The 25699-nt window shown below is 70.7% G+C and carries 25 protein-coding genes; 12 read left to right on the plus strand and 13 right to left on the minus strand.

Going from position 1 to position 25699, the window contains the following annotated elements; translation table 11 throughout:
• The first annotated feature begins 182 nt into the window (after positions 1-182).
• Positions 183-734 (plus strand): hypothetical protein, encoded by a 552-nt coding sequence (locus tag ON38_RS08570; protein WP_039823801.1) that lies wholly within the window; start codon positions 183-185, stop codon positions 732-734.
• Positions 735-771: 37 nt separating this feature from the next.
• On the opposite strand, the gene ON38_RS08575 is transcribed toward ON38_RS08570, so the two are convergent.
• Positions 772-1632, minus strand: a complete 861-nt coding sequence (locus tag ON38_RS08575) for a helix-turn-helix domain-containing GNAT family N-acetyltransferase (protein WP_039823804.1) — start codon at positions 1630-1632, stop codon at positions 772-774.
• A gap of 506 nt (positions 1633-2138) precedes the next feature.
• On the opposite strand from ON38_RS08575, the gene ON38_RS08580 reads away from it, so the two are divergent.
• On the plus strand, positions 2139-3362 hold the full coding sequence (locus ON38_RS08580; RefSeq protein WP_051164506.1) for a serine hydrolase domain-containing protein: 1224 nt from the start codon (positions 2139-2141) through the stop codon (positions 3360-3362).
• A 4-nt stretch (positions 3363-3366) separates the two neighbouring features.
• Here ON38_RS08580 and ilvA read toward each other — a convergent pair whose 3' ends face one another.
• Together ilvA and ON38_RS08590 are read right to left on the minus strand one after the other, a co-directional pair.
• On the minus strand, positions 3367-4722 hold the full coding sequence (gene ilvA, locus ON38_RS08585; RefSeq protein WP_051164507.1) for a threonine ammonia-lyase IlvA: 1356 nt from the start codon (positions 4720-4722) through the stop codon (positions 3367-3369).
• Between the two features lie 109 nt (positions 4723-4831).
• The gene (locus ON38_RS08590) at positions 4832-5266 is read right to left on the minus strand and encodes a nitroreductase family deazaflavin-dependent oxidoreductase (protein WP_039823806.1); all 435 of its coding nucleotides are present in this window, start codon (positions 5264-5266) and stop codon (positions 4832-4834) included.
• Positions 5267-5444: 178 nt separating this feature from the next.
• Here ON38_RS08590 and ON38_RS08595 point away from each other — a divergent pair, with 178 nt between their 5' ends.
• Positions 5445-5675 carry a hypothetical protein gene (locus tag ON38_RS08595; RefSeq protein ID WP_039823807.1) on the plus strand — a complete coding sequence of 77 codons (231 nt, stop codon included), beginning with the start codon at positions 5445-5447 and terminating at the stop codon, positions 5673-5675.
• A gap of 139 nt (positions 5676-5814) precedes the next feature.
• Entirely contained in the window at positions 5815-7227 is a 1413-nt protein-coding gene (locus tag ON38_RS08600) for an amidase (RefSeq protein ID WP_039823808.1), read from the plus strand.
• 11 nt (positions 7228-7238) lie between these two features.
• Here the strand turns inward: ON38_RS08600 and treY are convergent, their stop codons facing one another.
• Positions 7239-9641 carry a malto-oligosyltrehalose synthase gene (gene treY, locus ON38_RS08605; protein ID WP_051164508.1) on the minus strand — a complete coding sequence of 801 codons (2403 nt, stop codon included), beginning with the start codon at positions 9639-9641 and terminating at the stop codon, positions 7239-7241.
• Between the two features lie 222 nt (positions 9642-9863).
• Positions 9864-10421, minus strand: coding sequence for a cupin domain-containing protein (locus ON38_RS08610; RefSeq protein WP_039823809.1), 558 nt, complete (start codon positions 10419-10421; stop codon positions 9864-9866).
• 29 nt (positions 10422-10450) lie between these two features.
• Between ON38_RS08610 and ON38_RS08615 the strand changes: the two genes are divergently transcribed.
• A complete protein-coding gene (locus tag ON38_RS08615) occupies positions 10451-10921 on the plus strand; it encodes a MarR family winged helix-turn-helix transcriptional regulator (protein ID WP_039823811.1) in 471 nt (156 codons plus the stop codon).
• Positions 10922-11097: 176 nt separating this feature from the next.
• Positions 11098-12387: an adenosylmethionine--8-amino-7-oxononanoate transaminase gene (locus ON38_RS08620; protein WP_039823813.1), complete on the plus strand. Its 1290-nt coding sequence runs from the start codon at positions 11098-11100 to the stop codon at positions 12385-12387.
• A 55-nt stretch (positions 12388-12442) separates the two neighbouring features.
• On the opposite strand, the gene ON38_RS08625 is transcribed toward ON38_RS08620, so the two are convergent.
• The 4 genes from ON38_RS08625 to ON38_RS08640 form a co-directional block, all read right to left on the minus strand.
• A complete protein-coding gene (locus ON38_RS08625) occupies positions 12443-14629 on the minus strand; it encodes a DUF2339 domain-containing protein (RefSeq protein ID WP_051164509.1) in 2187 nt (728 codons plus the stop codon).
• 95 nt (positions 14630-14724) lie between these two features.
• A complete protein-coding gene (locus ON38_RS08630) occupies positions 14725-15360 on the minus strand; it encodes a response regulator (RefSeq protein WP_245563971.1) in 636 nt (211 codons plus the stop codon).
• Positions 15361-15474: 114 nt separating this feature from the next.
• Positions 15475-16647, minus strand: a complete 1173-nt coding sequence (macS, locus tag ON38_RS08635; protein WP_051164510.1) for a MacS family sensor histidine kinase — start codon at positions 16645-16647, stop codon at positions 15475-15477.
• 217 nt (positions 16648-16864) lie between these two features.
• Positions 16865-17323 (minus strand): SgcJ/EcaC family oxidoreductase, encoded by a 459-nt coding sequence (locus ON38_RS08640; RefSeq protein ID WP_051164511.1) that lies wholly within the window; start codon positions 17321-17323, stop codon positions 16865-16867.
• Between the two features lie 97 nt (positions 17324-17420).
• Here ON38_RS08640 and ON38_RS08645 point away from each other — a divergent pair, with 97 nt between their 5' ends.
• On the plus strand, positions 17421-17885 hold the full coding sequence (locus tag ON38_RS08645) for a MarR family winged helix-turn-helix transcriptional regulator (protein WP_039823816.1): 465 nt from the start codon (positions 17421-17423) through the stop codon (positions 17883-17885).
• Positions 17886-17955: 70 nt separating this feature from the next.
• Here the strand turns inward: ON38_RS08645 and bioD are convergent, their stop codons facing one another.
• The 3 genes from bioD to ON38_RS08660 all read right to left on the minus strand — a co-directional run bounded on the left by bioD (position 17956) and on the right by ON38_RS08660 (position 20497).
• Positions 17956-18690, minus strand: coding sequence for a dethiobiotin synthase (gene bioD, locus ON38_RS08650; RefSeq protein ID WP_051164512.1), 735 nt, complete (start codon positions 18688-18690; stop codon positions 17956-17958).
• Positions 18687-19841, minus strand: a complete 1155-nt coding sequence (locus ON38_RS08655) for an 8-amino-7-oxononanoate synthase (RefSeq protein WP_039823818.1) — start codon at positions 19839-19841, stop codon at positions 18687-18689. Before ON38_RS08655 ends, bioD begins: the two co-directional genes overlap by 4 nt.
• A gap of 74 nt (positions 19842-19915) precedes the next feature.
• Entirely contained in the window at positions 19916-20497 is a 582-nt protein-coding gene (locus ON38_RS08660) for a TetR/AcrR family transcriptional regulator C-terminal domain-containing protein (protein WP_039823819.1), read from the minus strand.
• A 151-nt stretch (positions 20498-20648) separates the two neighbouring features.
• Between ON38_RS08660 and bioB the strand changes: the two genes are divergently transcribed.
• From bioB to ON38_RS08680, 4 genes are all read left to right on the plus strand, one after another.
• Positions 20649-21686, plus strand: a complete 1038-nt coding sequence (bioB, locus tag ON38_RS08665) for a biotin synthase BioB (RefSeq protein WP_039823821.1) — start codon at positions 20649-20651, stop codon at positions 21684-21686.
• Positions 21687-21736: 50 nt separating this feature from the next.
• Complete coding sequence (gene bsaP / locus ON38_RS08670) at positions 21737-21946, plus strand: biotin synthase auxiliary protein BsaP (protein ID WP_039823871.1); 210 nt, start codon at positions 21737-21739, stop codon at positions 21944-21946.
• A 2-nt stretch (positions 21947-21948) separates the two neighbouring features.
• Positions 21949-22641: a DUF2567 domain-containing protein gene (locus ON38_RS08675; protein WP_083872434.1), complete on the plus strand. Its 693-nt coding sequence runs from the start codon at positions 21949-21951 to the stop codon at positions 22639-22641.
• A gap of 491 nt (positions 22642-23132) precedes the next feature.
• The gene (locus ON38_RS08680; RefSeq protein ID WP_039823823.1) at positions 23133-23663 is read left to right on the plus strand and encodes a DUF1353 domain-containing protein; all 531 of its coding nucleotides are present in this window, start codon (positions 23133-23135) and stop codon (positions 23661-23663) included.
• A gap of 117 nt (positions 23664-23780) precedes the next feature.
• Here ON38_RS08680 and ON38_RS08685 read toward each other — a convergent pair whose 3' ends face one another.
• Complete coding sequence (locus ON38_RS08685; protein ID WP_039823825.1) at positions 23781-24539, minus strand: NUDIX hydrolase; 759 nt, start codon at positions 24537-24539, stop codon at positions 23781-23783.
• Between the two features lie 65 nt (positions 24540-24604).
• Between ON38_RS08685 and nadA the strand changes: the two genes are divergently transcribed.
• Positions 24605-25660 (plus strand): quinolinate synthase NadA, encoded by a 1056-nt coding sequence (gene nadA / locus ON38_RS08690; protein WP_039823826.1) that lies wholly within the window; start codon positions 24605-24607, stop codon positions 25658-25660.
• Positions 25661-25699: the final 39 nt, after the last annotated feature.

Here is a 25699-nt window from a genome sequence, read left to right on the forward strand (position 1 = left end):
CGCGCGGTCGGGCGGGCGGGTGACCGGCCGGGCGGTCGTCCCGGTGGCGCCGGCCCGGGCGGAGCCGAATCGGTGCCCCGACCGGCGGACGCGGCTAGAGTCTGCGGACAGGCGGACGGCCGGTGGCATCGGACCGCACGCGGCAGTGTTGGGCAGGACCGACGGGGTGCGGGGCAGTTGTTATGAAGATTTCCGCCGGTGCGCCCGGGTGGTACGACGCGTGCTCGCCGGCCGAACGGGCCGCCACGGTGACGCTGGCCGCGACGCGCCGGAACTGGTCGGTGATGTGGTCGGCGCTGGCCGCGGCCGGTCTCGTGCTCGCGTGCTATCCGCTGGCGGCCGGACTGCTGCCACTGCCCGGCCCGGAGCCCGCCGCTCCACCCGGGGCGGTGGCGTTCGCGATCGGCGCACTCCTGCTCGATCTCGCGGTGCTGGTGGTCAACAGTGTGGCCTGGGGGCGGGTGCAGCGGGTTTTCTCCGGAGCGGCGCCGGAGGAGACCGTGCGCCCGTTCCGCTGGGTGCGCTGGCTGCCCACTTCGCTGGTCTCGCTGCTGGGGACCATCGCGATGCTCGTCGTCGGGGTGTACCCGCTGGCGCGGTTCGGCGAGGCGGGCCTGCGGGGGCTGTCCGCCGCCGAGTGGGCGAGCGCCGGCGTGGCGGTGTTGTGCGTGCTGTGCGGACTGTCGACCCTGTGGTTGAAGGTGATCCTGCGGCCGGTCCGGACCGGGCCGTAGCGGCGGCGACCGTGCCGCGGCCGGCCCGGCCGGACGGTCAGTTCAGCGGACTGCGGCGCTCCAGCAGTACCGCGTCGCGCCAGCGGCCTTCGGAGCGGCCGCTGCGCTCCCGGATACCGACGGTGCGGAAGCCCGCCGCGTGGTGCAGGGAGAGCCCGGCCCGGTCCTCCGGGAAAACGGTGGTCTGCAGGGCGCGCAGACCCGCCTCCTCGGCGGCCGTCACTTGACGGCGCAGCAGTGCGGTCCCCACGCCGCGGCCTTCGAGTTCGTCGGCGACCATTACGCAGCTGTCGGCGACGTCCCGGTAGAACTCGTGGCGCGAGACCGGGGTGAGGGCAGCCCACCCCGCGATCCGGCCGTCGGCTTCGGCGACCCAGCGGTGCCCGGGCAGCCACTGGCGGTCCAGGGTCTCCCGGTCGGGGGCGTCGGCCGCGCCGACGGCGGGGTAGGCCGTCCCGCGGGCGGCGTGGATGGCGCGCACGGATTCCCAGTCCGCGTCGGTCAGCGCCCGGACGGTGATATCGCCGGGCGGCTCGTCCGGACAGGGCGGCTGGGGGGTGAGCAGGCCCATCACCGCGTCGGCGGTGTGCGGCAGTTCGGTGCAGCGGTGTGGATTGACGGTGACGAGGGTGGCAGTGCCCTCTTTGTGTACTGTCACGAACCCGGCGTCGGTGAGCTTGCGGACATGGTGGGAGACGGTCGGCTGTCCGATACCGAGTGCTTCGGCGATTTCGCCGATGTGGATGCCGGCGGGGCTCGTGGCGACCTGGTGCAGTAACCGGACCCGGGTCGGGTCGGCCAGGCAGGAGAACCAGCCTGCGTAGATGGCCGCGTCGGCGACCGGGAGCGCGTCCCCGCGCTCCCGGTCCCGCACGACCGGCGGTGCCAAGGAGGTCATGGGGCCCACTATATCGACGGAAGATATTCGGTCCGAGAAAGTCGAGTTTCCGACGTTTATCAAGTGTCGTCGATATTGCCGGGCGCCGGTATCGCCGGCCACCGTGACCGTATTCGGACCCTTTGGGCGGGGGCCGCTTCGCGGTTCTCGAAATATGCGTTCGACCGGGCGATCCGCGCGAAATCGTTTACGCGACCCTCGGTAGGGCACGCCACGGTAGCCGGGCGCGAGCCGAACGAATGCGGTGCCTATTCCGCTCCGGAGTGAGCGCGTCAATTCTTTACCGATTTGTTTCCATTCGGCGGTGGAATTTCTGCCGGAGTGAAAGTATCCGCGCCGTATTTTCCGGGAGATGGCTGTCCGGGACGATCGCGTTCCGGGGGCCCTGGCGACCGGTCGCGCGGGCGGTTCCGGTGGCCCACCCGGGCGGGTCCGGCCGCGTTTCCGGCGGCCTACCGTCCGGGACGGACATTGCCGGAAACCTCGGATGACCTTACTGTGTAAGGATGAGCAGCGTCGCTTATTCCGGCAGTGCCGGAGCAGAATTTCGGCGGCTGACGTCCGCATTCACCCGGGTCTACGGTGGCCGGAAGGGCGTAGGTGCGGCGCTGGCCGTGTATCGGCACGGGGAACCCGTTCTCGATATCTGGACGGGGGAGGCCGCACCGGGCCGGCCCTGGAGTCGCGATACCGGTGCGGTGGTCTTCTCGGCGACCAAGGGCATCGCGGCCACGGTCGTGCATCGGCTCGCCGATCGCGGTCTCATCGATTACGACGCCCCGGTGTGTGAATACTGGCCCGCGTTCGGATGTAACAGCAAGGACAAGATCACCGTCCGGCAGGTGCTCACCCATTCGGCCGGACTCTCCGGCGTCGGCGCCCTGGCGGCGCAGGGGGCCGAACTGCTCGACCACGAACTCATGGCCGAACGCCTGGCTGCCGCCACCCCGGATCGGCTGCTCGGTGTTCCCGCCTATCACGCGATGACCTTCGGCTGGCTGCTCGCCGGCCTGGCCCGCGAGGTCACCGGCGTCAGTATGAAGGAACTGTTCCAGCGCGAGGTCGCGATCCCGCTGGGCACCGACGGTGTGCACCTGGGACGTCCACCCGCGGGTTCGGTCACCGTGGCGGCCGAGAGCTTCGGCACCGGCTTCTCCTTCGCCGGCACGCCGCGCGGTTCCCGGCTGGTCACGCTGTTGCAGGCCATTCCCGGCGCGCTCGGGGTGAGCAGCCGTTCCCTGTTCATCCCCGGCGCCGAGGCCATCCTGACCGGCCCGAACCCGCCACTGCTGGACAGCGAGATGCCGGCCGCCAACGGTGTGTGCAGCGCCAACGGCCTGGCCGCGGTGTACGAACCGCTGGCCTGCAACGGGCTCGCCAGCGGCAGCCGGTACCTGTCCGGCGCCACCGTCCAGGCCATTCGCCGGATCGAACGGTTCCGGCCCGACACCGGGTTGTTCCTGTACATGGGGCCCCTGTGGCATCTCGGCTATCACGCCATGCCCACCCTGGGCGCACCCCGCGGGTTCGGCCATATCGGGCTGGGTGGCTCGTTCGGCTGGGCGGACCCCGACAGCGGTATCTCGCTCGGTTTCGTCCACAACCGGCTCGCCATGGAAACCCTGGCCGTCGACCAGTCCGCGTTCGCCTGGCTACTGCCCCTGGTCATATCCGGAGCCCGCTCGGCCGCCCGGATCGGCCGCGGCGCGACCCGGGAGGCCGCGGCCTGATCGCTCAGGTCAGGTAGCGGTAGGCGGGGGAGCCCGGTTCGAGCCGCTCGCACTGGATCGGGGAATGCGCGATCCGGTCCAGCAGCGGTTGCAGGCCGGTGCGTTCGCCCAGTTCGACCCCGACGAGCGCGGCGCCGGTCTCCCGGTTGTTGCGTTTGACGTATTCGAACAGGGTGATGTCGTCGTCGGGACCCAGAACTTCGTCGAGGAACCGGCGCAGCGCTCCCGGTTCCTGCGGGAAGTCCACCAGGAAATAGTGCTTGAGGCCCTGGTGTACGAGCGAGCGTTCGATGACCTCGCCGTACCTGGACACATCGTTGTTGCCCCCCGAGACCAGGCAGACCACGGTGGAACCGGGCTCCGGCGGCGATTCCAGCAGCGCGGTGACCGCCAGCGCGCCCGCGGGCTCGGCGATGATTCCCTCGCTCTGGTACAGGTCCAGCATGGCGGTGCACACGGCGCCCTCGTCCACCCGCAGCAGCCGGAAGGAGCCGGCGCCGCCGGGGGGTTCGGTCGAGAGGAGCAGGGGCAGGGAACCGTGCGAGACCACTCGTCCGCCGAAACCGGCCACCGCGTCGTAGGGGACCCGGCCGATCCGGCGGACCGCGGCGCCGTCGACGAACGGGTCGACTTCGGGCAGGGTCACCGGTCCGCCCGCCACCAGGGCCGCGGTCATCGAGGCGGCGCCGGCGGGCTCGACCGCCAGGATGGCGGTCTCCGGGGCGCGTTTGCGCAGGTAGGTGCCGATACCGGCGAGGCACCCGCCGCCACCGACGGGGACCACCACCAGATCCGGCGCTGCCCCCAGCTGATCCAGGATCTCGGCGGCGATGGTGCCCTGGCCGGCGGCGGTACGGGTGTCGTCGAACGGCGGCACCATGGTGGCGCCGGTGCGCCGGACATCGTCGGCCGCCGCGGCCGCCGCCGCGTCGAAGGTTTCGCCGACGGCGATCAGTTCGACGAATTGGCCGCCGTGGACGCGGATGCGGTCACGCTTCTGCCGGGGGGTGGTGGTGGGGACATAGATGCGGCCGGTGATCCCCATGGCCCGGCAGGCGAAGGCCACGCCCTGGGCGTGGTTACCGGCGCTGGCCGCCACAACGCCCGCCGCGCGCTCGGCGTCGTCGAGCTGGACCACCAGGTTGTATGCGCCGCGCAACTTGTAGGAGCGGACGACGGTGAGGTCCTCGCGTTTGAGGTACACCTGCGAGCCGGTCAGCTGCGATAGCCGCGGGCATAGTTGCAGGGGAGTGGGCTCGATAATGTCGGCGATGCGTTCGGCTGCGGCGTCGATCTCGTCCGCGGTCAACGCGGGACGGGCTTCTGGCAGGTGAGTGAGCACATCGGACACCCGGTCCATGCTGCCATCCACCCCTGCCGGAGCGCGCAGCGGGTGGCCGTGTCCTGCGCTTTCGTTCATCTGGGCGGGGCGGTTCCGGACGTCCGGAACCACCCCGGGACCGGGTTCGTCAGCGCGGGGTGAGCACGAAGACCGGGATCTGGCGATCGGTCTTGAGCTGATAGTCGGCATAGGGCGGGTAGGCGGCGACCGCCCGCGCCCACCAGAGCGCCTTCTCCTCGCCGAACACCTCGCGCGCGGTGTAGTCCTTGGTGACCGTGCCGTCCTGCAGTTCGACATGGGGTTCGGCGACCACGTTGTGGTACCAGACGGGATGTTTGGGGGCGCCGCCCAGCGAGGCGACGATCGCGTACTCGCCGTCGTGTTCCACCCGCATGAGGGCGGTTTTGCGAAGTTTGCCGGTCTTGTTCCCGACGGTCGTCAGCACCACCACCGGCATGCCCTGCAGGGTGGTGCCCTCGGTACCACCGGAGTTCTCGATCTTCTCGGCCTGTTCGCGGGCCCAGTCGGATGTGGACGGTGCGTATTCTCCAGTCAATGGCATGTCCCGGGAAACGTCCCGGACGGGGTCGCTTGTTCCCCGGTGGGCCCGGCCCGGCCGGACAGGGCCGCGGTGACCGGGCCGGCCGCTCCGGCGGCGCTGGGCGCCGGGGGCGGAATATGTGTGCGGGAAGACGAAAGTTCGATGGACCGAACACAGGTCGCACGGGTAGCCTGAACATATGACCGCATCGCCTCTCACCGCCCCGCGTGCCGCCGTCCGCGGTGCGGCGGCTGTGGATATCGCGGGGTCGCGCTGGCCGGTGTACAAGCTGGAGGCGCTCGTCATGGGGTTGCTGGTCTTCCTGGTGGCGGCGGCCGTCCTGGGATCGACGCAGGCCGGGGTACTGCTGGGCGCGGCCGTGGGCGCCGTGCTGTGGACCACCGGATGGTGGCGCGCGGCGCGCCGGTAGTCGCTGCCGCTCTCGTACGCCGCGCCGGGCAACTGCTCCCGTGTGGTTCCGCTCCGTACTAGTCTGGGCCGAGTTGAACACACGTCCACTTGGTTCCGGATCGGGTATCCGGGTCCCCGAGGTACACGCGAGCCGATTCATGACCGATCGAGTACATGCCTTCACCGACGACGCGCTGGGCGGACACGATGCGGTGGCGCTCGCGGCCCTCGTCCGGGCCGGTGCGGCGAGTCCGCAGGAACTGGCCCGCGCGGCACTGGCCCGGGCCGAAGCGGTGAACCCGAGGTTGAACGCGATCGCCTACCGGTGTCCGGAGCCGCGACCCGCCACTGCCGGGGACGGCGTGTGGTACGGAGTGCCGGCTTTCGTGAAGGACAACGCCGATGTGGCCGGACTGCCGAGTTGCCACGGCAGCGCGGCGATCACGGCGCATCCCGCCGGTAAGGACGATCGGTTCACCGCCCAACTGCTGAGCACCGGGGTGACGGTACTGGGCAAGACCACCATGCCCGAATTCGGCTTCACCTCCACCACCGAGTTCGAGCACGGCGACCCCACCCGCAACCCCTGGAATACCGGGTACACCGTAGGGGGTTCCTCGGGCGGATCGGCCGCCCTGGTCGCCGCCGGTGTGGTGCCGGTGGCGCACGGTAACGACGGGGGCGGTTCACTGCGTATCCCGGCGGCATGCGCGGGTCTGGTCTCGTTGAAACCCAGCCGGTTCCGGCATCTGGACAATGCCCAGGCGCGGCAGTTGCCGATCAAACTCGTCTCCGAAGGGGTGCTGTCCCGGTCGGTCCGTGATCAGGCCGCGTATCACGCCGCCGCCGAGACCTACTGGCGCAATCCGAAGCTCCCGCCCATCGGCACCGTCGAGGGACCCACGACGCGGAAACTGCGGATCGGCCTGCTCACCACGGCGTGCAACGGCCTGGAACCCGACGCGGAAACCCTGGCCGCCGTCACCGCGACCGCCGGGATCCTGGAGAGCGCGGGACATACGATCGAGCCGATGCCCTCGCCGGTCTCCGCGGAGCTCGTCGCCGACTTCCTGCAGTACTGGGGATTTCTCGCGCAGATGTCGGGGGTCACCGGGAAGCTGAGTCACGGCCGTACCTTCGACGCCGCCCGGCTGGAAACCTTCACCAAGGGCCTGGCCGCCGCGTTCCGCCGGCGTCTGTTCGCCACGCCGGGTGCGCTGTACCGGCTGAACCGGGCCCGCGCCGACTACGACGCGGTGCTCACCCGCTACGACGCCGTCCTCTCACCGGTGCTCACCCACACCACACCCGAGATCGGATATCTGAACCCGGGAGTGCCGTTCGCCGAATCGATCGAACGGGTCACGAATTTCGTCGGCTATACCCCGATCAACAATGTCACCGGTTCGCCGTCCATCGCGATCCCGGCCGGTCTCACCGCGGCAGGCCTGCCCGTCGGGGTCATGCTCAGTGGGCCCTACGGTGGCGAGCGCACGCTGCTGGAGCTGGGTTTCCTGCTGGAAGCGCAGGCGCCGTTCCCGCGGATCGCCGCCGCGGCGACCGGGTCCTGACGGCGGCGCGGTCAGCGCACCAGCAGTGCCACCGGAAGCCGGGCGAACAGTTTCTCCGTACGGGCGCGGTTCTGGAAGGTGTGCCCGGTGAGCCGGTCGGTCCAGGACCCGCCGGAGAGGTCGATATAGGTATCGCCCCAGCCGGTCTCGCCGATCGCGACGCTGTGCCGGGTGACGGCCACGATGATCTCCGGGTCGGCGCCGACCCGGCCCCGGGCGTAGGCGACCAGTTTGTCGGCGTGCTCACCGTGCCCGAACACCGGGGTGTAGGTACCGCCGACAAAACACTCCGGACGTTCCCGCCGCAACCACAGCGCGTAGGCGACCAGCCACATCTTGGCGGCGCCGGTGATATCCAGCGGCGGGGTCGTGGTGAGGGTGTGCAGCATCCCGCCCCGGGACCCGAAATCGACCGGGCGGCGATTGTCGGGGTCGACCAGCGAGTCCTCCCAGATCTCACACCCCTGGTAGATGTCGGGGATACCCGGCGCGCACAGTTGCAGCAGTTTCTGTGCCAGTGAGTCCGACCAGGCGTGCGGGGCCAGGTCGTGGGCGAGGTCGGTGAGCTGGCGGCCGACCGGCCCGTCGATCACCTGATCGAGCCAGGCGTGCACCGCGTTCTCGAACTCGGTATCGGGTTCCTCCCAGGAGGTGTGCTCCCCGGACTCGCGCATCGCCTTCTCGGCGAATCGGTGTACCCGGTCGCGCAGGCCCGGGACCGAGGGCGCCGGCCGCCCGTCGGCCGGCCACATGCCGAACATGTTCTGCAGCAGGAACAGTGCGGTGGCGCCGTCGGGCGGGGGCAGCTTCTCGAGCCACAGGGTGACCGCGCGGGCCCACATCCGGGGCACCTGGGAGAGCACCCCGATCCGGGCCCGCACATCTTCGCCGCGTTTGGTGTCGTGGGTGGACAGGGTGGTCATCGAGGCGGGCCAGCGGCGCGCGCGGGAGGCGTTGGCGAGATGGAATTCGTTGACGGTGCGGCCGAAACGTGCCGGGTTGCCGCCGATCTCCTGCAGCGACACCAGCCGCGCCGCGCGGTAGAAGAGGATGTCCTCCACGGCTTTCGCGCCGATGGCGGTGCTCACCTGATGGAACCGGGTGAACGCGGTGCCTCCGGCGATCAGCGCGCTCACCAGGACCGACAGCGGCGCCCGTAGTTCAGCGTTGCGTTTTTCCACCTCGGCGATCACCGCGCTGATCATCCCGTACAGCGGGGTGTAGTCGGCCCGGGCGACGGGCAGGAAGGACAACACCTCGATGGTGGCATTGGTGAGCGCCATGGTGTCGAAATCGTCGGCGCCCGCGTCGGCTTTGACAGCGGCGACCAGGCGGCGCATTTCGGGCGCCAAGATGCTCTCCGCGACCGCGCGCTTGATGCGGTGTTCCTTCTCGCCGACCCACACCCGATCGCTGCCGTGCCCGGTGATGTGGCGGGACAGTTCGGTGAGGATCTGTTCCCCGGCCGGTTCGAGCAGCACCCCGCCGAAATCGGCGATGCCGTCGTAGCCGGTGGTCCCGTCGATCGGCAGGGTGGGGTCGAGGGGTTCCCGGTTGGAGAGGGTCTTCTCCACCAGCAGCAGTCGGGTGGGCCCGATCAGCTGCCGCAGGCGCTGGAGGTACTCGGCCGGGTTGGCGAGGCCGTCGAGATGATCGACCCGGACACCGTCGATCAGATCGTGTTCGCACCAGGCCGCGAGTTCGCGATGGGTGGCCTCGAACACCACCGGATCCTCCTGGCGCAGCGCCGCCAGGCCGCTGATCGAGAGGAACCGGCGATATCCGCAGATCCCGGATTTCCAGCTCACCAGCCGATAGTGCTGTTTGTCGTGGATCCGCAGCGCGTTGTCGCCGTCGGTGCCGGGCGCGATGGGGAAACGGAGGTCGTGCAGGGCGAGCAGCGGTTCAGGCCCGGACCGGTCGACGGTGAGGGCGGCCGGGTCGTTCGCGCCGCGCAGCACCGGTAGCGCCAGCCGGCCGCCCACGCCGTTGCCCGGACTCCAGTCGATATCGAAGAACGACGCGAACTGGGATTTGCGACCGTACTGCAGCACATGCCACCACCAGAGGTTCTGCTGCGGATCGGCCACCCCCACATGGTTGGGCACCAGATCCATGATCAGGCCCATACCCCGGTTGCGTACTTCGTCGGCGAGTGCCTTGAGCCCGAGCGGGCCGCCCAGAGAGGCGGAGACGGCGGTGGGGTCGGTGACGTCGTAGCCGTGGGTGGAACCGCGCGCGGCCGTCATCACCGGGGAGAGATAGATATGCGAGACGCCCAGTTGCTGAAGGTATTCCGCGATGGCCGCGGCCTGGGCGAAGGTGAGTCCGTCCGGTCGCAGCTGCAGCCGGTAGGTGCTGCGGACCGGAGTGGCGCGCGGGTTGCGGCGAAAGCTCGGCGGGTCAGCGGGCATACGGTTCTCGGTCGGGGTCGGTGCGGAGCGCGGCGGGTGGACGGGCGCCGGAGCCGGCCGGCGCAGGTGCTGGAACGGCCGGAATCAGCGCGGATGCTCGGCGTCGCCCGATGGCCGGGTGCCGCTCGGATATACCGCCGGTGGTGTCACTTCCTCGAGCAGCGAGTCGGACGCGTCCATGGGCATGACACTAGCGCCATTTCGGCGCGCGGATGCCGGGGGTCACTGGTCGATTGCCCGGGGCCGGTCGGCCGAGTCGGTCCAGCGGCGTGCGTAACCGGTTCGCCGGGCGATTGCGGCGAGGCTCCCCAGGGTCGCGCGCTGGAGCCAGGACGGTATTCCGGCGAGGTAGCCGTCCTGCAGTTCCCATAGCAGGGCGAGTGCCAGTGGATTGCGCGGGATCCCGGAGCGGGTGGTCGCTCCCGCCCGGTCCAGGGCGCTCCACAGCGCGAACATCTCCAGATGCCGCAGCGGCGGGCGGATCTCGTGGTCGAGCACCGTATCGGGCGCCACGCTGCGGAACCGGTGAACGGTGCGGGCCGCCGCGTGCACCGTATCGCCGGGGCCGGCCGTGACCTCGTGGCCGTCGACGCGGAACTCGAGCGCTCCGTGCCGCACCGTCCAGCTCTCGCCGATGACCGGGTGCCAGTGTGGGCCCGCCTGCCGGGCGGGGGTGGGCAGTTCGTGGCGCAATCGCAGATAGGGGCCGTGCGCGTCGGTGCCCTCGGCGAGCACGGTGACGCGGTGACCGCTGCGGAAGGAGATGACCCGGTCCGGCATACCTCTATTAGAAAGGTTACCTTCGTAATATGTCAACGACCCCGTCACTGCTGAAACTGCTCACCCTGGCCACCCGGGCCGTCGAAGCGGAACTGAACGATGAACTGCGTCCGCGGTTGGGCGCGGAACTGGGTCCCGCGCACTACGCGGTGTTCCGGTATCTGGATCCGGCGGGATCGCGGGTGGGCGAATTGGCGGCGGCCGCGGGAATGACCCAGCAGTCGATGGGTGAACTGGTGGGTCGGCTGGAACGGGCCGGGCTGGTGCGCCGGCAGGTCGATCCGCGGGATCGGCGGGCCCGGCGGGTGGTGTGCACCGCGGCCGGGTCGGCGGCGCTCGAACTGGCCGGGGAGCGGATCGGGCGGATCGAGGAGCGGATCCGGGCGGATGTGGGGGTGGACGGAGTGGGGGAGTTGCGGCGACTGCTGGCCCGGGTGACGGCGGTGCTGGACGGGGCCGGGGGTGATCGGAGCGCGGATCCCGATCGGGTTGGCCGATGATCTCCGCCCTCGTCGTGGCGGCCGCACCACGGCCGTGCCGGGTCCGGGCGCGCACGCCCGCGCGGTGGCGGCGTGTCCCCGCTGCGGAGGTCCCGGCCCGCGGGGTTTGGTAACTTGAACGGCGTTCAAGGTTTCGTGCGGCCGGCCGCGGTCGCGCTACGACGTGGAGGATCGCCGTGCCCGCCGCCCCCGCAGAACTCACCGCCGCGCAGATTTCCGCCCTCGACGCGCGCCATGTGTGGCATCCCTACGGTGGCTTCCCGGCCGGCACCGAACCACTGGTCGTCGCCGGGGCCGCGGGTACCCGGCTGACGCTGGCCGACGGCCGCGAACTGGTGGACGGAATGAGTTCGTGGTGGGCCGCTGTGCACGGCTACCGCCACCCCGTCCTGGACGAGGCGCTGATCGCGCAGTCGCGCCGGATGAGCCATGTGATGTTCGGCGGGCTCACCCACGAACCGGCGGCCCGATTGTGCGAGTTGCTGGTGCGCCACACCCCCGACGGGCTGGACCGGGTGTTCCTCTGCGATTCCGGTTCGGTCTCGGTGGAAGTCGCGGTGAAGATGTGCCTGCAGTACTGGCGGTCGGTAGGGCGGCCGCGGAAGCGCCGGCTGCTCACCTGGCGGGGCGGATATCACGGCGACACCTTCACACCGATGAGCGTGTGCGATCCCGAGGGCGGTATGCACGCGCTGTGGACCGATGTCCTGACCGAACAGGTCTTCGTCTCCGCTCCGCCCCGGGACTACCGCGACGATTATGTGCGCGAGCTGGAGCGAGCCGTGGCACGGCACGCGCCCGAGCTGGCCGCGATCGTGGTGGAACCGGTGGTCCAGGGAGCAGGCGGTATGCGCTGGCACGATCCCCGCTACCTGGCCGAGCTGCGCCGGTTGTGCGATGAGCACGAAGTTCTGCTGGTGTTCGACGAGATCGCCACCGGGTTCGGGCGGACCGGTACGCTCTTCGCCGCCGAGCAGGGGCGGGTCGCCCCCGATGTCATGTGCGTGGGCAAAGCGCTCACCGGTGGGTACCTGACCCTCGCCGCCGCGCTGTGCACGAGCGAGATCGCGGAGTCCGTCAGCGCCGCGCACGGCGGGCTCATGCACGGACCGACATTCATGGGTAATCCGCTGGCCTGTGCTGTCGCGGTGGCGTCGGTGGAACTGCTGCTCGCACGCGACTGGCGGGCGGAGGTGGCTCGGATCGGTGCCGGCCTGCGTGCGGGGCTGGCTCCGGCGGGGGAACTGCCGGGGGTGACCGAGGTCCGGGTGCTGGGCGGTATCGGGGTGATCGAGCTCGAGCGGCCGGTGGATATGCGGGCGGCCACCGCGGCCGCCGTGGCAGCGGGTGCCTGGCTCAGGCCGTTCCGCAACCTGATCTACGCGATGCCGCCCTACATCAGCGACGACGCCGATATCGCGACCGTCACCGCCGCCATGGTCGCGGCGGCACGTACGGGTTCCTGAACCAGGGCCGCCCCGGTGGCTGTGGCGCCACCGGGGCCGCAGTCCCGCGCGGGGATCAGTGCGGGTCGGCCGAGGATCCGGAACCGCCGCGCCGGGCGCCGTTTTCGGCGAACGCCCGGGCGTAGCGGGTGCCGGCGATGAGCAACAGCACGCCGACCACCAGGAACGCGGTCACCCGGATGAGGCCGTCCAGGGTCGCCAGATCGAACAGGAACAACTTGGCCAGTGCCGCGGCTGTGACCAGCAGCCCGGACCCGAGAGCGACCTTCGCCGCCGTCGGCGTCCCCCCGCTCAGCCGGCGCAGTCCGTACAGCAGGGCGGCCAGCGCGCCGGCCATCCAGACGATGGTGGCGATACTGTGGCCGACGACGAATCCGTCGGCGATACCGGAGATCACGCCCAGCGATACGGTGGCGGCGGTCACCAGGTAGAGGGCCGCGACGCCGGCGCCGATCCACCATCCGGTGGCGCGGGAACCGCCGGGATGCCGCGGTGCGGTGAGCCGCCCCGACCCCCACAGCCCGACCGCCACCACCGCCAGCCCGGCGATCGCCGAGGCCGCGGTCCCGGCCGACAGATCGCGGACCGCGAGCCCCTCGGTGGCCAGGGTGTCCGGGCCGGCGACCGCCAGGAAGGCGAGGCCGCCGAGCGTGGCGTATCCGGCGCCCAGCGCCGCCGCGACCCGGTTGCCCGTGCGGCCCGCGATACCCAGATAGCAGGCGGCGACGAGGAAAAGGCCCAGGGCGAGTGTCGCGTCGGTGGTGACACCCCAGCAGGTCTCCAGCAGCGCGAACGAACCGGCGACGGCCGCGACGGTCGTGGTATGACCGGGCAGGCGAGCGACATCGCGCACCTTCGGGACCAGTGCGGTCGCCGCGAGCGACAGCAGGACCAGGGCGTAGCCCGACGAGATCGCGGTGGCGACCGGCCGGTCGAACAGGGCCGGTGCGGCCAGCAACGGGGTGGTGGCCAGCGCGCAGGTCAGGGCGGCGACGATATCCCCGGGGCGGTGCCGCACCACGACGACGGTGCCCGCCACTCCCACCACGGCGACCGCTGTGGCGGCCGCGAGCACCAGCACGTTCCGGCCGAGATCGTAGGTGCCGATCGCCGCGGCGACGACGGCGATCTGGACGGCGAGTACGGCCGGAACCGTGCGCACCAGATGCAGGAACGGCCAGTCGTGCCGGTACTGCACCGGCACACAGGCCAGTTGCAGCACGATCAGGAACGCGAGCAGCGACAGCTCGATGCCGACGAACGGGGCCAGGACGGCGGCGCCTGTGACGACGAGAACCGCCAGCGCCTGGGAACGCCACTGCACCGCCAGCCCCACCCCGGCCGCGGCGACGCCGAGCGCGACGGAGAAGCCCGGTACCGGATGCAGCCAGTCGTAGATCGTGGTCGTCGCGACCACGTCCAGGTAGGCGCCGGCGAAACCGGTGGCGGCCAGCGCGACCCCGCCCACCCGGCCGCCGGTCTGCCGGTACACCCGCACCCCGATCCCGACCAGTGCCGCCGAGAACGCCGCCCCGGCGACGACACGGGGGACCGGACCGAAGATCCCGGCCTGGGCGGCCAGCACCAGCAGCATGACCACACCGATGAGGGTCACCGCCACCCCCGCCACCGCGAGCAACCGGCTGATCACACCCTCGCGCTGCCACCACGGTGTGCGGGGCGCGGCCGGGCCGGCGGGAATGTGGCCGGGAGGTATCGGCGGTGGTGTCGGTGGCCGGTCCCGGTAGCTCGGATACGCACCGGCGTATCCACCGTGCGGCGGTGGCGGTGGGACCGGCCAGGGCCGCTGCGGGGCAGCGGCCACCGGGGTGCTCCAGGGGGCGGGACCGGTGGGTGCCGGGCCGACCGATGTTCCCGCGGGACCGCCGCCGCGCGCACCGGGCGTCCCCACCGCGTCCGGTGCGGTGGCGTACGGAAGAATTCGCGGCGCGGAGGGGTCGGTGGCGGGTGAAGGTGCCTCTGCTGCGGAAGGTTCGGTTGTCGGCCGGGTCTGCTGCGGTCCGGCCGGTTTCGTGAACTCCCCGGGCGTGGTTCCGGGTCCGGCCGCCGCGGCCGCGCCGGCGGTCCCGGGCGGTGTCGCCACCCGCAGCTGCCGGTGCAGGGCCTCCAGATCGCTGCCGAGAGTGTCCAGCCGGCCGCCGAGCGTGGTGAAGTCGCCGGCGACCGAAGCGAACTCGCCGGACAGGCGGGCGACCAGCGCCGGATCGATCGAAGTCGTCATATCTCGATGGTCGGCGGACGCCGGGCCGGGCGGATGAGTAGGACTACTCGGTGCCGCGCCGGGATCTACCCGAATTCCGGGCCCCTACCGCGGCCTCACTCGTCGAGACCCTGCTCGATCACGTAGCGGGTCAGCTCGACTCGGTTGGCGAGCTGTAGTTTGCGCAGCGTGGCCTGCACATGGTTCTCGACCGTGCGATGGCTCAGATCCAACCGCGTCGCGATCTGCTTGGCGGACAGGCCCTTGGCGACCAGCCGCAGCACTTCGGTCTCCCGGTCGGTCAGCGCGGGCCGGTGTGGTGCGCCGGGATCGGTCGGCGCGGTGGCCATCCGGCGGTACTCACCCAGCACCAGGCCCGCCAGGCCGGGAGTGAACACCGCCTGCCCGGCGGCCGTCGCGCGGACCGCGGCGACCAGTTCGGCGGCCGAGGCGCTCTTCACCAGATAGCCGGAGGCCCCGGCCTTCACCGCGTCCAGCACATCGTCGCGTTCGCCCGACGCCGAGAGCACCAGGACCCGGCTCTCCGGGGACACCCGCAGGACCTCGGCGGTGGCCGACGCTCCGTTGCCGTCGGGCAGCTGCATATCCATCAGCACCACCCGGGGCCGGGTGGCGGCGGCCCGGCGGGCGGCGGCCGCGGCGTCCTCGGCGGTGGCGGCCACCCGGAAACCGGCCTCGGTGAGATCGCGGGCGACCCCGTCACGCCAGATCGGGTGGTCGTCGACCACCATCACCGAAATCGTCTCCGCCGCCTGCTCGGTCACGCCGCCGCTCCTTCCGCGTTCGCGCGTCCTCATCCTGCCAGAGCCGCGCGGTGCGCCGGCGTGGTGAACACGAAAACCAGGTCAGCCACGGGGAATCCGGAACTCCCATTCGGTGCCCTCGCCGACGGTCGCCGCGGTGAGCAGTTCGGCGGTGCCGCCCAGCGCCGCGATCCGCCCGGCGATCGATCGCGACACCCCCATCCGGCCTTCGTTCTCGGCCTCGGCGAGTCGGCCGGGCGCGATCCCGGCCCCGTCGTCGCGCACACTCACGATCAACTCCGCGCCCGTGTCCTCCAGTAGGACGAACGCCCGGGCTTCGGGGCCCGCGTGCAACTCCACATTGGTGAGCGCGGCCGCGACGGCGGCGGCGATCTCCTCGGCGATCCAACGGCCGATCCGCACCGGATCGCCGGGGGTCGAGACCACCACGGCGGGCGCGGCGTATGCGGTGAGCAGGGGGCGCAGGTCGACGGTCGTGGCGTCACCGCCGGGGGCGGCGCCCTGTTCGGAGATCAGCCGCCGCAGCGCGATCTCCTGTTCCCTTGCGCGCTGGGCCAGTTCGACGGCGGGGCCGCCGATGGCGGTGCCGCGCCGGGTGATGTAGGAGAGGATCTGCAGGACACCGTCGTGCACCTGCCGTGCCAGCCGTTCCCGTTCCGCGGCGGCCGCGGTGAGCCGCACCGCCCGCTGCAGCTGCTCCTGCGCGCGCCGCGCCGTATTCGCGGCCAGACCCAGTGCCAGGCCCACCGAAACCAGTACCGGGGCGGTGGCATCGGCCCAGACGTCCTGACCCCATTGCTGTCGCATGGTGATGATGGCGGCGGCGACGACCAGGCCGGACGCGATTCCGGCGACGGGGCCGCGCAGAATGGCCGCCGAGATCACCGCGTTCGCCGACCACATCGTGGTGGGCAAGGGCTGATGTCCGTGGTACCAGTCGTAGTCGGCGACCAGCGGGGTCGCCGCGATCAGGCCGAGGACCACGAGATGATCGCCGGCCACCACCAGCGTGCGGGTGCGCGCGGTCTCGGGGGTGTGCCACTGGGCCAGCAGCAGCGCCGAAACTCCCGACCACAGCACCATGAGCGCGATGAAAGCCCAGCTCAACCGCTGGTTCTCGTAGTACCGCACGGAAGCGATCTGCTGGCCCACCGCATACAGGAGGGTCACCAGGCGGAAAGCCTGTACCGCCCGCCACAGCGGCGCGGTCGCGGCATCGGCGGGGTCGGGTTCGCCGGACCGGTCCGGGTGCATAGGGGCGCCTTTCTCGTACGACTGCCGGCAGGGCAGTGGCGACCCGCCCGGCGCCGCCGACTCGGAATCGCGCGGCCCTCCGGCGCGTGCCCGGCGCCGCGGTCTCGCGCCGGATTCGCGTGACGGCCGCACCCGAACCCTAGAGGAGTGCTTCCTCCCACGGGATGCTGCGGGATTACCGATCACCTCCCGGCTGCGGGTTCCGGTCATCCGACAGCTACGCCTGCCGCGACATCCGCACGCCCGGATCATGCTTGGCGACAAGGGTGTTCAACAGTCGGCTGTACTTGGTGTTGTGGAAGGCGACGAATGTCCACTTGCCGTTCCAACGGGCGGCCACGAAGACATTGACCTTCGTATTGAAGCGATTGCGGCGGCGCTTGCCCTTCACCAGCGCGCCCACACCGTGTACGACCGCGACATCCGGTGTCACGAAGCGCACCCCTGTGACCCCGCCGTCGAGGCGGGTGTTCTTCAGGTTCTTCGCGAACAGCGCCGCGTGCGACGCCTCGATGGCCTCGCGTCCCTTCAGGTGCGCGCCGAACCAGGTCACGTAGTCCGCGTCGGGAGCGAAGGCGGCGGCGTATGCCTTCGCGTCGCCCACCTCCCAAGCCCGGTTGATGCGGTCGAACAGCTCGTTCAGGGCCGCTTCGTCGGCGTTTTGCTGGGTGGTCATGGCAATCCCCTGACATTCATCTCAATGGATCATCAACTGAATGAATAAATAGTTGAATGGGTAAGATATTGTCCGAGCAAGACTAAGGTGTCAAGGGATGACGAACAGACACGACCAACTGGGCGCCGCGCTGACCTTCGCCGCCCAGCGCAGCGCCACCGATGCCGTCATGCTGCACGGCACAATGGCCGACAAGCTCGGCCTGCACGTCACCGACCTGCGCTGCCTGAATCTGCTGCGCATCGGCGGCCCGGCCACCGCGGGCGAACTCGCCCAGCGCACCGGGCTCACCACCGGGGCGATCACCCGCATGATCGACCGGCTGCTGGCCGGCGGCTTCGTCCGGCGCGAACACGACTCGCAGGACCGCCGACGGGTCATCATCACCGTCCTCGACGAGCGCATCGACGAGATCGCACCCCACTACGATGTGCTGGCAAGGGAATTCGCCAAGATCGCCGACGACTACACCGATGAACAGCTGGAGCTGCTGCTGGAGATTTTCAACAGGCTGCACGAGACCTCGGTGCGCGTCACCGCCCGGCTACGCGAAAAGACCTGAGCAGCCGGGTTGCCGCGGGGCGCATCAAGTGCGGATGAACACCATCAGCGCAGCATCCCGTTGGAATTACTCATCCAGGTACCGAGGCGGCGGTCGGTGGACCAACTTCCGGTCCCGTGGCGGCTGTTCCGAGATACCGCCGCGCCCAGTGCCGGTCGAACCAGCCCGGGGCCGCCGCCCGGAAACGCGCCGGGCTCCACGAACCCGCGCCCGCCGGTACGGCGCCGACGAGTTCGACGCCGGTGACCCGGGGGAGATCCGCGCGGTTGGTCCGGGTCGCGAGATCGGGCCGGTCGGGCCACGATCCCACCACCAGGCCCGCGCATTCCACCCCGGCCTGCCGCAGCGCCCAGGTGGTGAGCTCGCTGTGATTGAGGGTGCCGAGACCGGCAGCGGCGACCACCAGCACCGGGGCGGCCAGTTCCCGGGCGAGATCGAGCAGCGTGAATTCGCCCAGCCGGACCAGCAATCCGCCCGCGCCCTCCACCAGCACCAGGTCGGCGGACCCGAGCTCGTCGATCGCGGCGGCGGTTTCGGCCAGGGTGAGCAGCGGGGCGCCGCAGCGGCGGGCGGCGGTGGCGGGAGCCAGGGGTTCGGGGTAGCGGGCGGGTTCGACGGTCCGGGTCACTCCGGCGAGGGCGGTGACGACGGCGAGATCACCGGGTTCACCGGGAGCGATACCGGTCTGTGCGGGTTTGCAGACGGCGACCTCGCGACCGGCCGCGCGGGCGACGGCGGCCAGCGCGGCGGTGGTGACGGTTTTGCCGACCTCGGTCGAGGTGCCGGTGACGAACAGCGGAGTCATATCGCGACCGCCCCGGTGTCGCGGGCCCGGACCAGGATCGGAGTCAGTACGGCGGCGATGGTGGCGAGATCGGCGGCGGACAGGTCGGCGCGGGCGGTGATCCGCAACCGGGAGGTGCCCTCCGGAACCGAGGGGGGCCGGAAGCAACCGACCTCCAGGCCCTGTTCGCGGCAGGCCAGGGCCGCCTCGTAGGCGACACGGGGGTCGCCCAGCACCACCGGGACCACCGCCGATTCGGGAGCCGGTACCGCGGCGATCCGGGCGATCTCGGCGGCACGGTCCAGTACGCGCCGGGGCAGCCCGGGGTCGCGGCGCAGAATCCGGAGGGCGGCGCGGGCGGCGCCCACGGCGGCCGGTGCCAGACCGGTATCGAAGATCATGGTGCGCGCCGTGTCGATCAGATGCGCTCGCACCCGTCCGGCGCCGAGCACCACGCCGCCCTGGGCGGCCAGCGCTTTCGACAGGGTGGCGGTGACCACCACATCGGGTTCGCCGGCCAGGCCGGTCTCGTGGACGAGTCCGCGACCGCCGGCGCCGCGGACCCCCAGCCCGTGCGCCTCGTCGACCAGTAGTACCGCGCCGTGGGCGCGGGTCACCCGATGGAGTTCGGCCAGCGGCGCGAGGTCGCCGTCGGCGCTGAACACCGAATCGGTGAGGACCAGGGCGCGTTCCTCGCCGCGGGTGGCCAGCAGGCGGCGCACCGCGCCGATATCGCGATGCGGGGCGATCTCGACCCGGGCGCGCGACAGCCGGCAGGCGTCCACGAGGGAGGCGTGGCAGCCGGCGTCGGAGACGATCAGCGATCCTCGGCCGGCCAGCGCGGTGACCGCGCCCAGGTTGGCGGCGTAACCGGAGGCGAACACCAGTCCGGCCGCGGTTCCGGTGAATTCGGCCAGCTCGGTTTCGAGGAGTTCGTGTTCGGTGGTCGTCCCGGTGACCAGCCGGGAACCGGTGGACCCCGCGCCCCACCGGTGCACGGCCTCGACGGCTCCCGCGATCACCTCGGGGTGCCGGGTGAGTCCGAGGTAGTCGTTGGACGCCAGATCCAGGCCGGTCGCGGCGGCCGGGCGCGGTCGTAGGCGCCGGCGGAGTCCGGCGGTCGTGCGCGCGGCGGCGTGGTCGTCGAGCCAGGCCAGTGGATCGGAGGTCACGGGAGCACCATACTTGAACGGTGTTCAAGGTGGTGTGGAGTGCCCCGTCGGCCGAGGGAGGCGCCTCGCCGCGGTCAGCGGATCTCGGCGCCGAGGCGGTGCCGGATTCCGGCGATGAACAGCTGCAGGCCGTAATCGAAGCGGGCCGTCGGATCCTCGGACGCGGCGAGGGTGTCGTCCGCGGTGAGGGCCCCGGCGGAGTCCATCTGCATCCGGGACTGTTCGTCGACGGTGTGCCCGAGCACGTAGTACAGCAATGTGTATGCGGCGAGTTCGGCCTCGGCGCGCGGGATACCGGCGCGGATGACCGCGGCGGCGAGCCGTTCCCGGCCCTTGCTGGTGGTCAGGCGGGAGGCGTAGGTCGCCGAGACCAGTTCCGCGCCGTCCCGGTAGGTGAGCAGGCAATCACGGAGTCGATGGGCCAGTTCGGTGAGTGCGCCGGACCAGTCGCCGGCGCGTACCGGGTGCTCCATCGGTGCGAGAATCCGGTCGGCCACGGCGCCGAGCAGGGCCTGTTTGTTCGGGAAATGCCAGTACAGCGCACCGGGCTGGACCCGCAGCGCGCCGGCGAGCCGGCGCATGGTGAGGTCGGCCAGGCCGTACTGGTCGAGGATGGCGATGGCGCCTTCCACGACGTCGTCCCGGTGTAACTGCACGGTGCGGACCTCCCGATATCGCTGGCTTCTCCTGACGCTACCCCAGCCTGAACGCTGTTCAAGCTTTGGCGCTACCCTGTCCTGAACACTGTTCAAGTTCTGGGTCCGCGCAGACGGACCAGGAAAACCTTTCGAACGAAGGGAACCGCCCGTGACACACGCACCCGCCGGGACACCTGATGCCGCCGCGACCACCGAGGACGTGCTGACCGTGGCGCGGGAACAGGTCCTGGAGCGTGGCATCGGTCTGACCCGGGACCAGACCCTCGACGTGCTGCGCCTGGGCGACGACCGTCTCGAACCCCTGCTCGAACTCGCGCACGAGGTCCGGATGAAGTGGTGCGGTCCCGAGGTGGAGGTGGAAGGCATCATCAGCCTCAAAACCGGCGGCTGCCCGGAGGACTGCCATTTCTGCTCCCAGTCTGGCCTGTTCCAGTCACCGGTGCGCGCGGCCTGGCTGGATATCCCGAGCCTGGTGGAGGCGGCCAAGCAGACCGCCAAGACCGGCGCCACCGAATTCTGCATCGTCGCCGCGGTACGCGGACCCGACGAACGGCTGATGGCCCAGGTGGCCGCCGGGGTCGAGGCCATCCGCAACGAGGTCGACATCCAGGTCGCCTGCTCACTCGGCATGCTCACCCAGGACCAGGTCGACCGGCTGGCCGCGATGGGTGTGCACCGCTACAACCACAACCTGGAGACCGCGCGGTCCTACTTCCCGAACGTGGTCACCACACACAGCTGGGAAGAACGCTGGAACACGCTGCGGATGGTGCGCGCGGCCGGGATGGAGGTCTGCTGCGGTGGCATCCTCGGGATGGGCGAAACTCTGGAGCAGCGCGCCGAATTCGCCGCGGACCTGGCCGCGCTCGAACCCGACGAGGTCCCGCTGAACTTCCTCAACCCCCGGCCGGGCACACCCTTCGGCGAGCTGGAGGTCCTCCCGGCCGCCGACGCGTTGCGTGCCGTCGCGGCGTTCCGGCTCGCCCTGCCCCGGACCCTGCTGCGATTCGCCGGCGGCCGCGAGATCACCCTCGGCGATCTCGGCGCCCGCCAGGGCATCCTCGGCGGTATCAACGCGGTGATCGTGGGTAACTACCTCACCACCCTCGGCCGCCCCGCCGAACAGGACCTGGACCTGCTCGGCGAACTCGAGATGCCGATCAAAGCGCTCAACGAGACATTCTGATCGGCGACGTCAGCCGGGGAAGGGCCGAGGCCGTGAGTACTGTCGGCGATATGGACGCGCGCTACAACCCGTTCACGGGCCGGCCGATCGTGCCCGGGCTCGACGAACCGATCGCCCGAGCGGTGCAACTGGGGCTGGAACCGCCGCGGTTCTGCGAGCACTGCGGCCGTCGCATGGTGGTGCAGATCGATCCCGACGGCTGGTGGGCGACCTGCTCCCGGCACGGGCGGATCGATTCCGCCCGGCTGGAAAGGCGGTAACGATGCCCGGACGAAACCGGGCCGGGACGCGCCGGGAGGCGCGCGCCGCCCTCGTCCTGCTGCTCGCGATGGTCGTGGTGAGTGTGCTGGTGGGTGCCCTGTGGGGTCTGCTGGCACCGACCGAACGAGTGCTGGTGGTGGAACCGGGCCGCGGCGCGGCGCTGGTCGGCGAGAGCCTGCACCGGTTCGACGCGACGGCGCTGTTCGCCGGCGCCGGGGCGGTCACCGGCTTCCTGTCGGCGGTGGCGGCCTGGCGGTGGCGGCGGATGCGAGGTCCCCTCCAGTGCGCCGGGCTGCTTCTGGGGTCGGTGATCGGCGCCTGGGTCATGGCGTGGGTCGGAAACGCGGTCGTCGCCTGGGACAATTCGCGGCCCGAGGATCCGCCGGTGGGCCGGATCGTCGCCTTGCCGGTGGAACTGGACAGTCATTTCGCGCTGGTGCTGCAGCCCCTGCTGGCCGGACTGGTGATCCTGCTGCTGGCCGGTTTGAGCCCGGCCGAGGATCTGGGCACCGGTTTCGTCAGTGCCTTCGGCGACTCCCGGCCCCAGCCCTACGCCGATCCGGAGTTCGACGACATCGGGTATCAGCCGGTTCGGTCCGGCGCCGCGCCCTCCGCCGATCCGGCCCGGGCCGGCGCGCCGGCGGGTCTCGGTGAAGGCGCCGCCGGCGACCCGCCCGCCGGGCCGCCGAGCTGAACTGCAAGTTGCGGGGCCGTGCCGGTCGCGGCGAGCGGTGAGGTCGTGATCGTGGGCCGCGACTGTCACGCCGGATGATCAAGTCGGCTCGGGGGCGGTGATCGGGCCGAGTGATCGGGTCGGGGTCGTGGACGGTGGGCCGGCCGAGCAATCGGATCAGCGGCGCGGGCGGAGGCGCACGCTCATTTTGGTCGTCGCAATGGATCCGGACACGGCGATCCGCAGTCGGCTCGGGGATATGACGGCCGGCGCCGGGTATACGACGATTCGCGTTCCGGGTCCGACCGCGGTTCCGCGGGCCGCCGCCGCTCGTCTCGCACTGCCGGTTCGGGGCCTGCCGGGGTCGCCCGAAAACCTGTCCCGGATGCCCGGTAGCCCCCATCGACCGGCCGCTGTCCCGGCGGGCGGGCCCGGCGCGCGGTCGGTTACCGGGGTCGTCTCCGGCGGTCGTAGAGTGAGCGAAACCGATGTCACGACAGGGAGATTGCCTCGTGGGGTTCACCAGTGCGCTCGTGGTCGAGGAGATCGATGGGACGTTCTGGAGAGTCCGGGAACCGCTGGGTTACGCGGGCGCGGACCAACATTTCGAAGTACCCGTCGGATTCCGGACCGATTTCGCGTCGGTGCCGCGGCCGGTGGTGTGGCTGATACCGCGTTACGGCGTGTACACGCGGGCCGCCATCCTGCACGACTATCTGCTCCGCTCGGAGTTGGTGAGCAAGGTCGACGCCGACGGCCTGTTCCGGCGGGCGCTGCGCGAATGCGCGATTTCGCTGCCACGCCGCTGGATGATGTGGGCGGCGGTGCGGTTCGGTAGCCGGTTGCAGGGCATCTCCCCGGCGGCGCTGGCGGTGTTCACGGTTATTTCGGTGGTGTCCATCCTGTTCCTGCTGATCCCGACCGTGGTGGTGACGGTGTTCCTGCTGCTGTTCTGGGTGATCGAAGTGGTCGTCTGGCCGCTGGACCGCGGGGCGCGGCGCCCGGAGAAGCAGCCGGTACCGCGGCCGGAAATGCGGACCTGATACCGCCGCTGTCCGTAGGAGCGGTACCGGCCCGCGTGGCCGATCGGCACAGTCCGTTCGGCCGAGGTCGCGGTCACCGCTGACGGGTTCCGGCTCTGTGAGCTGGGCCGGAGCTCGTCAGGCGCGGGGCCGGAGCGCGGCGAATTCGTCGGTGACGCGCAGTCCGGAATCGCTGAACCGGTAGACCGAGGCGGGGCGGCCACCGGCGCGGCCCGGGGCGGCGGTGTCACCGGTGGGGGTGATCACCTTGCGCCGGGTCAGAACCCGTTGCAGGTTCGTCGTATCCACGTCGTAACCCAGTGCGGCGCAGTAGATCTCGCGCAGCGTGGACATGGTGAACCGATCCGGCGCCAGGGCGAAGGAGATATTGGTGTAGGAGAGTTTCGCGGCCAGCCGCGCCCGGGCGTGCTCGACCACGGTGCCGTGATCGAACGACATCTCCGGCAGTGCGGCCACTCGGTGCCAGGAGGTGTCCGCCGGCAGTTGCGGGTCGGCGGTGAGGGGGACCAGGCCCAGGTAGGCCGAGGCGATCCGGCGCGGTCCGGGGACGCGGTCGGGGGCGCTGAACACCGACAACTGCTCGAGATGGTCGACCTCGCGCACGTCCACCTTCTCGGCCAGCTGCCGCCGGGCCGAGGTGTCCAGGTCCTCGTCGTTGCGCAATCGGCCACCGGGTAGCGACCAGGTGCCCCGCTGGGGGGCCAGTGCGCGCTGCCACAGCAGCACCGCGAGTTCCCGCTGTTGGCGGGGCGGGCGGCGGTCGCCCGTCTTCGTAGTGCTGTGACCTGCGGCGTTGTCGGCGGGGAAGTGGCGAACCTGGAACACCGCGGTGAGCGATTCATGGATGGTGCTAAACTGGTCCACGTTTTCGATCATAAGTCGAAAACCTGGTTGAGTGCGAATCGGCGTCCGGCGCCGATCGCGCGGAGGAAGGAGCGACCATGGCGACGATGGGAGCAGAATTGGCCCCGGCGCCGGGTACCGCACTGCGGGAGCGGATCAGCGACGGGCCGTCGGGCTACACCGGGGTCGAGGCGACACCGGAATGGGCGGCCGAGGTGAAACGCCTGGCCCGGCAGCGCAACGCCACCATTCTCGCGCACAATTACCAGCTGCCCGAGATCCAGGACGTGGCCGATCACGTCGGTGACTCGCTGGCGCTGTCCCGGATCGCGGCCGAGGCGCCGGAGGAGACCATCGTCTTCTGCGGTGTGCACTTCATGGCCGAGACCGCCAAGATCCTGAGCCCAAAGAAGACCGTGCTGATCCCCGACGAGCGCGCCGGATGCTCGCTCGCGGATTCGATCACGGCCGCGGAACTGCGCGACTGGAAGGCCGAGCATCCGGGCGCGGTGGTGGTGTCGTATGTGAACACCACCGCGGCGGTCAAGGGGCTCACCGATATCTGCTGCACCTCGTCCAACGCCGTCGATGTGGTCGCCTCGATCGACCCCGGCCGCGAGGTGCTCTTCCTGCCCGACCAGTTCCTCGGCGCGCATGTCAAGCGCGAGACCGGGCGTGAGAACATGCACATCTGGATGGGCGAATGCCATGTGCACGCCGGGATCAACGGTGACGAGCTCAACGACCAGGCCCGCGCCCACCCCGATGCCGAGCTCTTCGTGCACCCCGAATGCGGCTGTGCCACTTCGGCGCTGTACCTGGCCGGTGAGGGCGAGTTCCCCGCCGACCGGGTGCACATCCTGTCGACCGGCGGCATGATCGACGCCGCCCGCGCGGCGAAATCGAACCAGGTGCTGGTCGCGACCGAGGTGGGCATGCTGCACCAGTTGCGCAAGGCCGCCCCGGGTATCGATTTCCGGGCCGTGAACGATCGTGCCGCCTGCAAGTACATGAAGATGATCACCCCGGCCGCGCTGTTGCGCTGCCTCGAGGAGAACCGCGACGAGGTCCACGTCGACCCGGAGACCGCGGCCCTGGCCCGGCATTCGGTCCAGCGGATGATCGAGATCGGCACCCCGGGCGGCGGGGAATGACGCCGGTCCGGGCGTGACATCGTCGCTGCGGACGTGGAG

It is taken from the genome of Nocardia testacea NBRC 100365, from assembly GCF_000308775.1.
GTDB lineage: Bacteria > Actinomycetota > Actinomycetes > Mycobacteriales > Mycobacteriaceae > Nocardia > Nocardia testacea.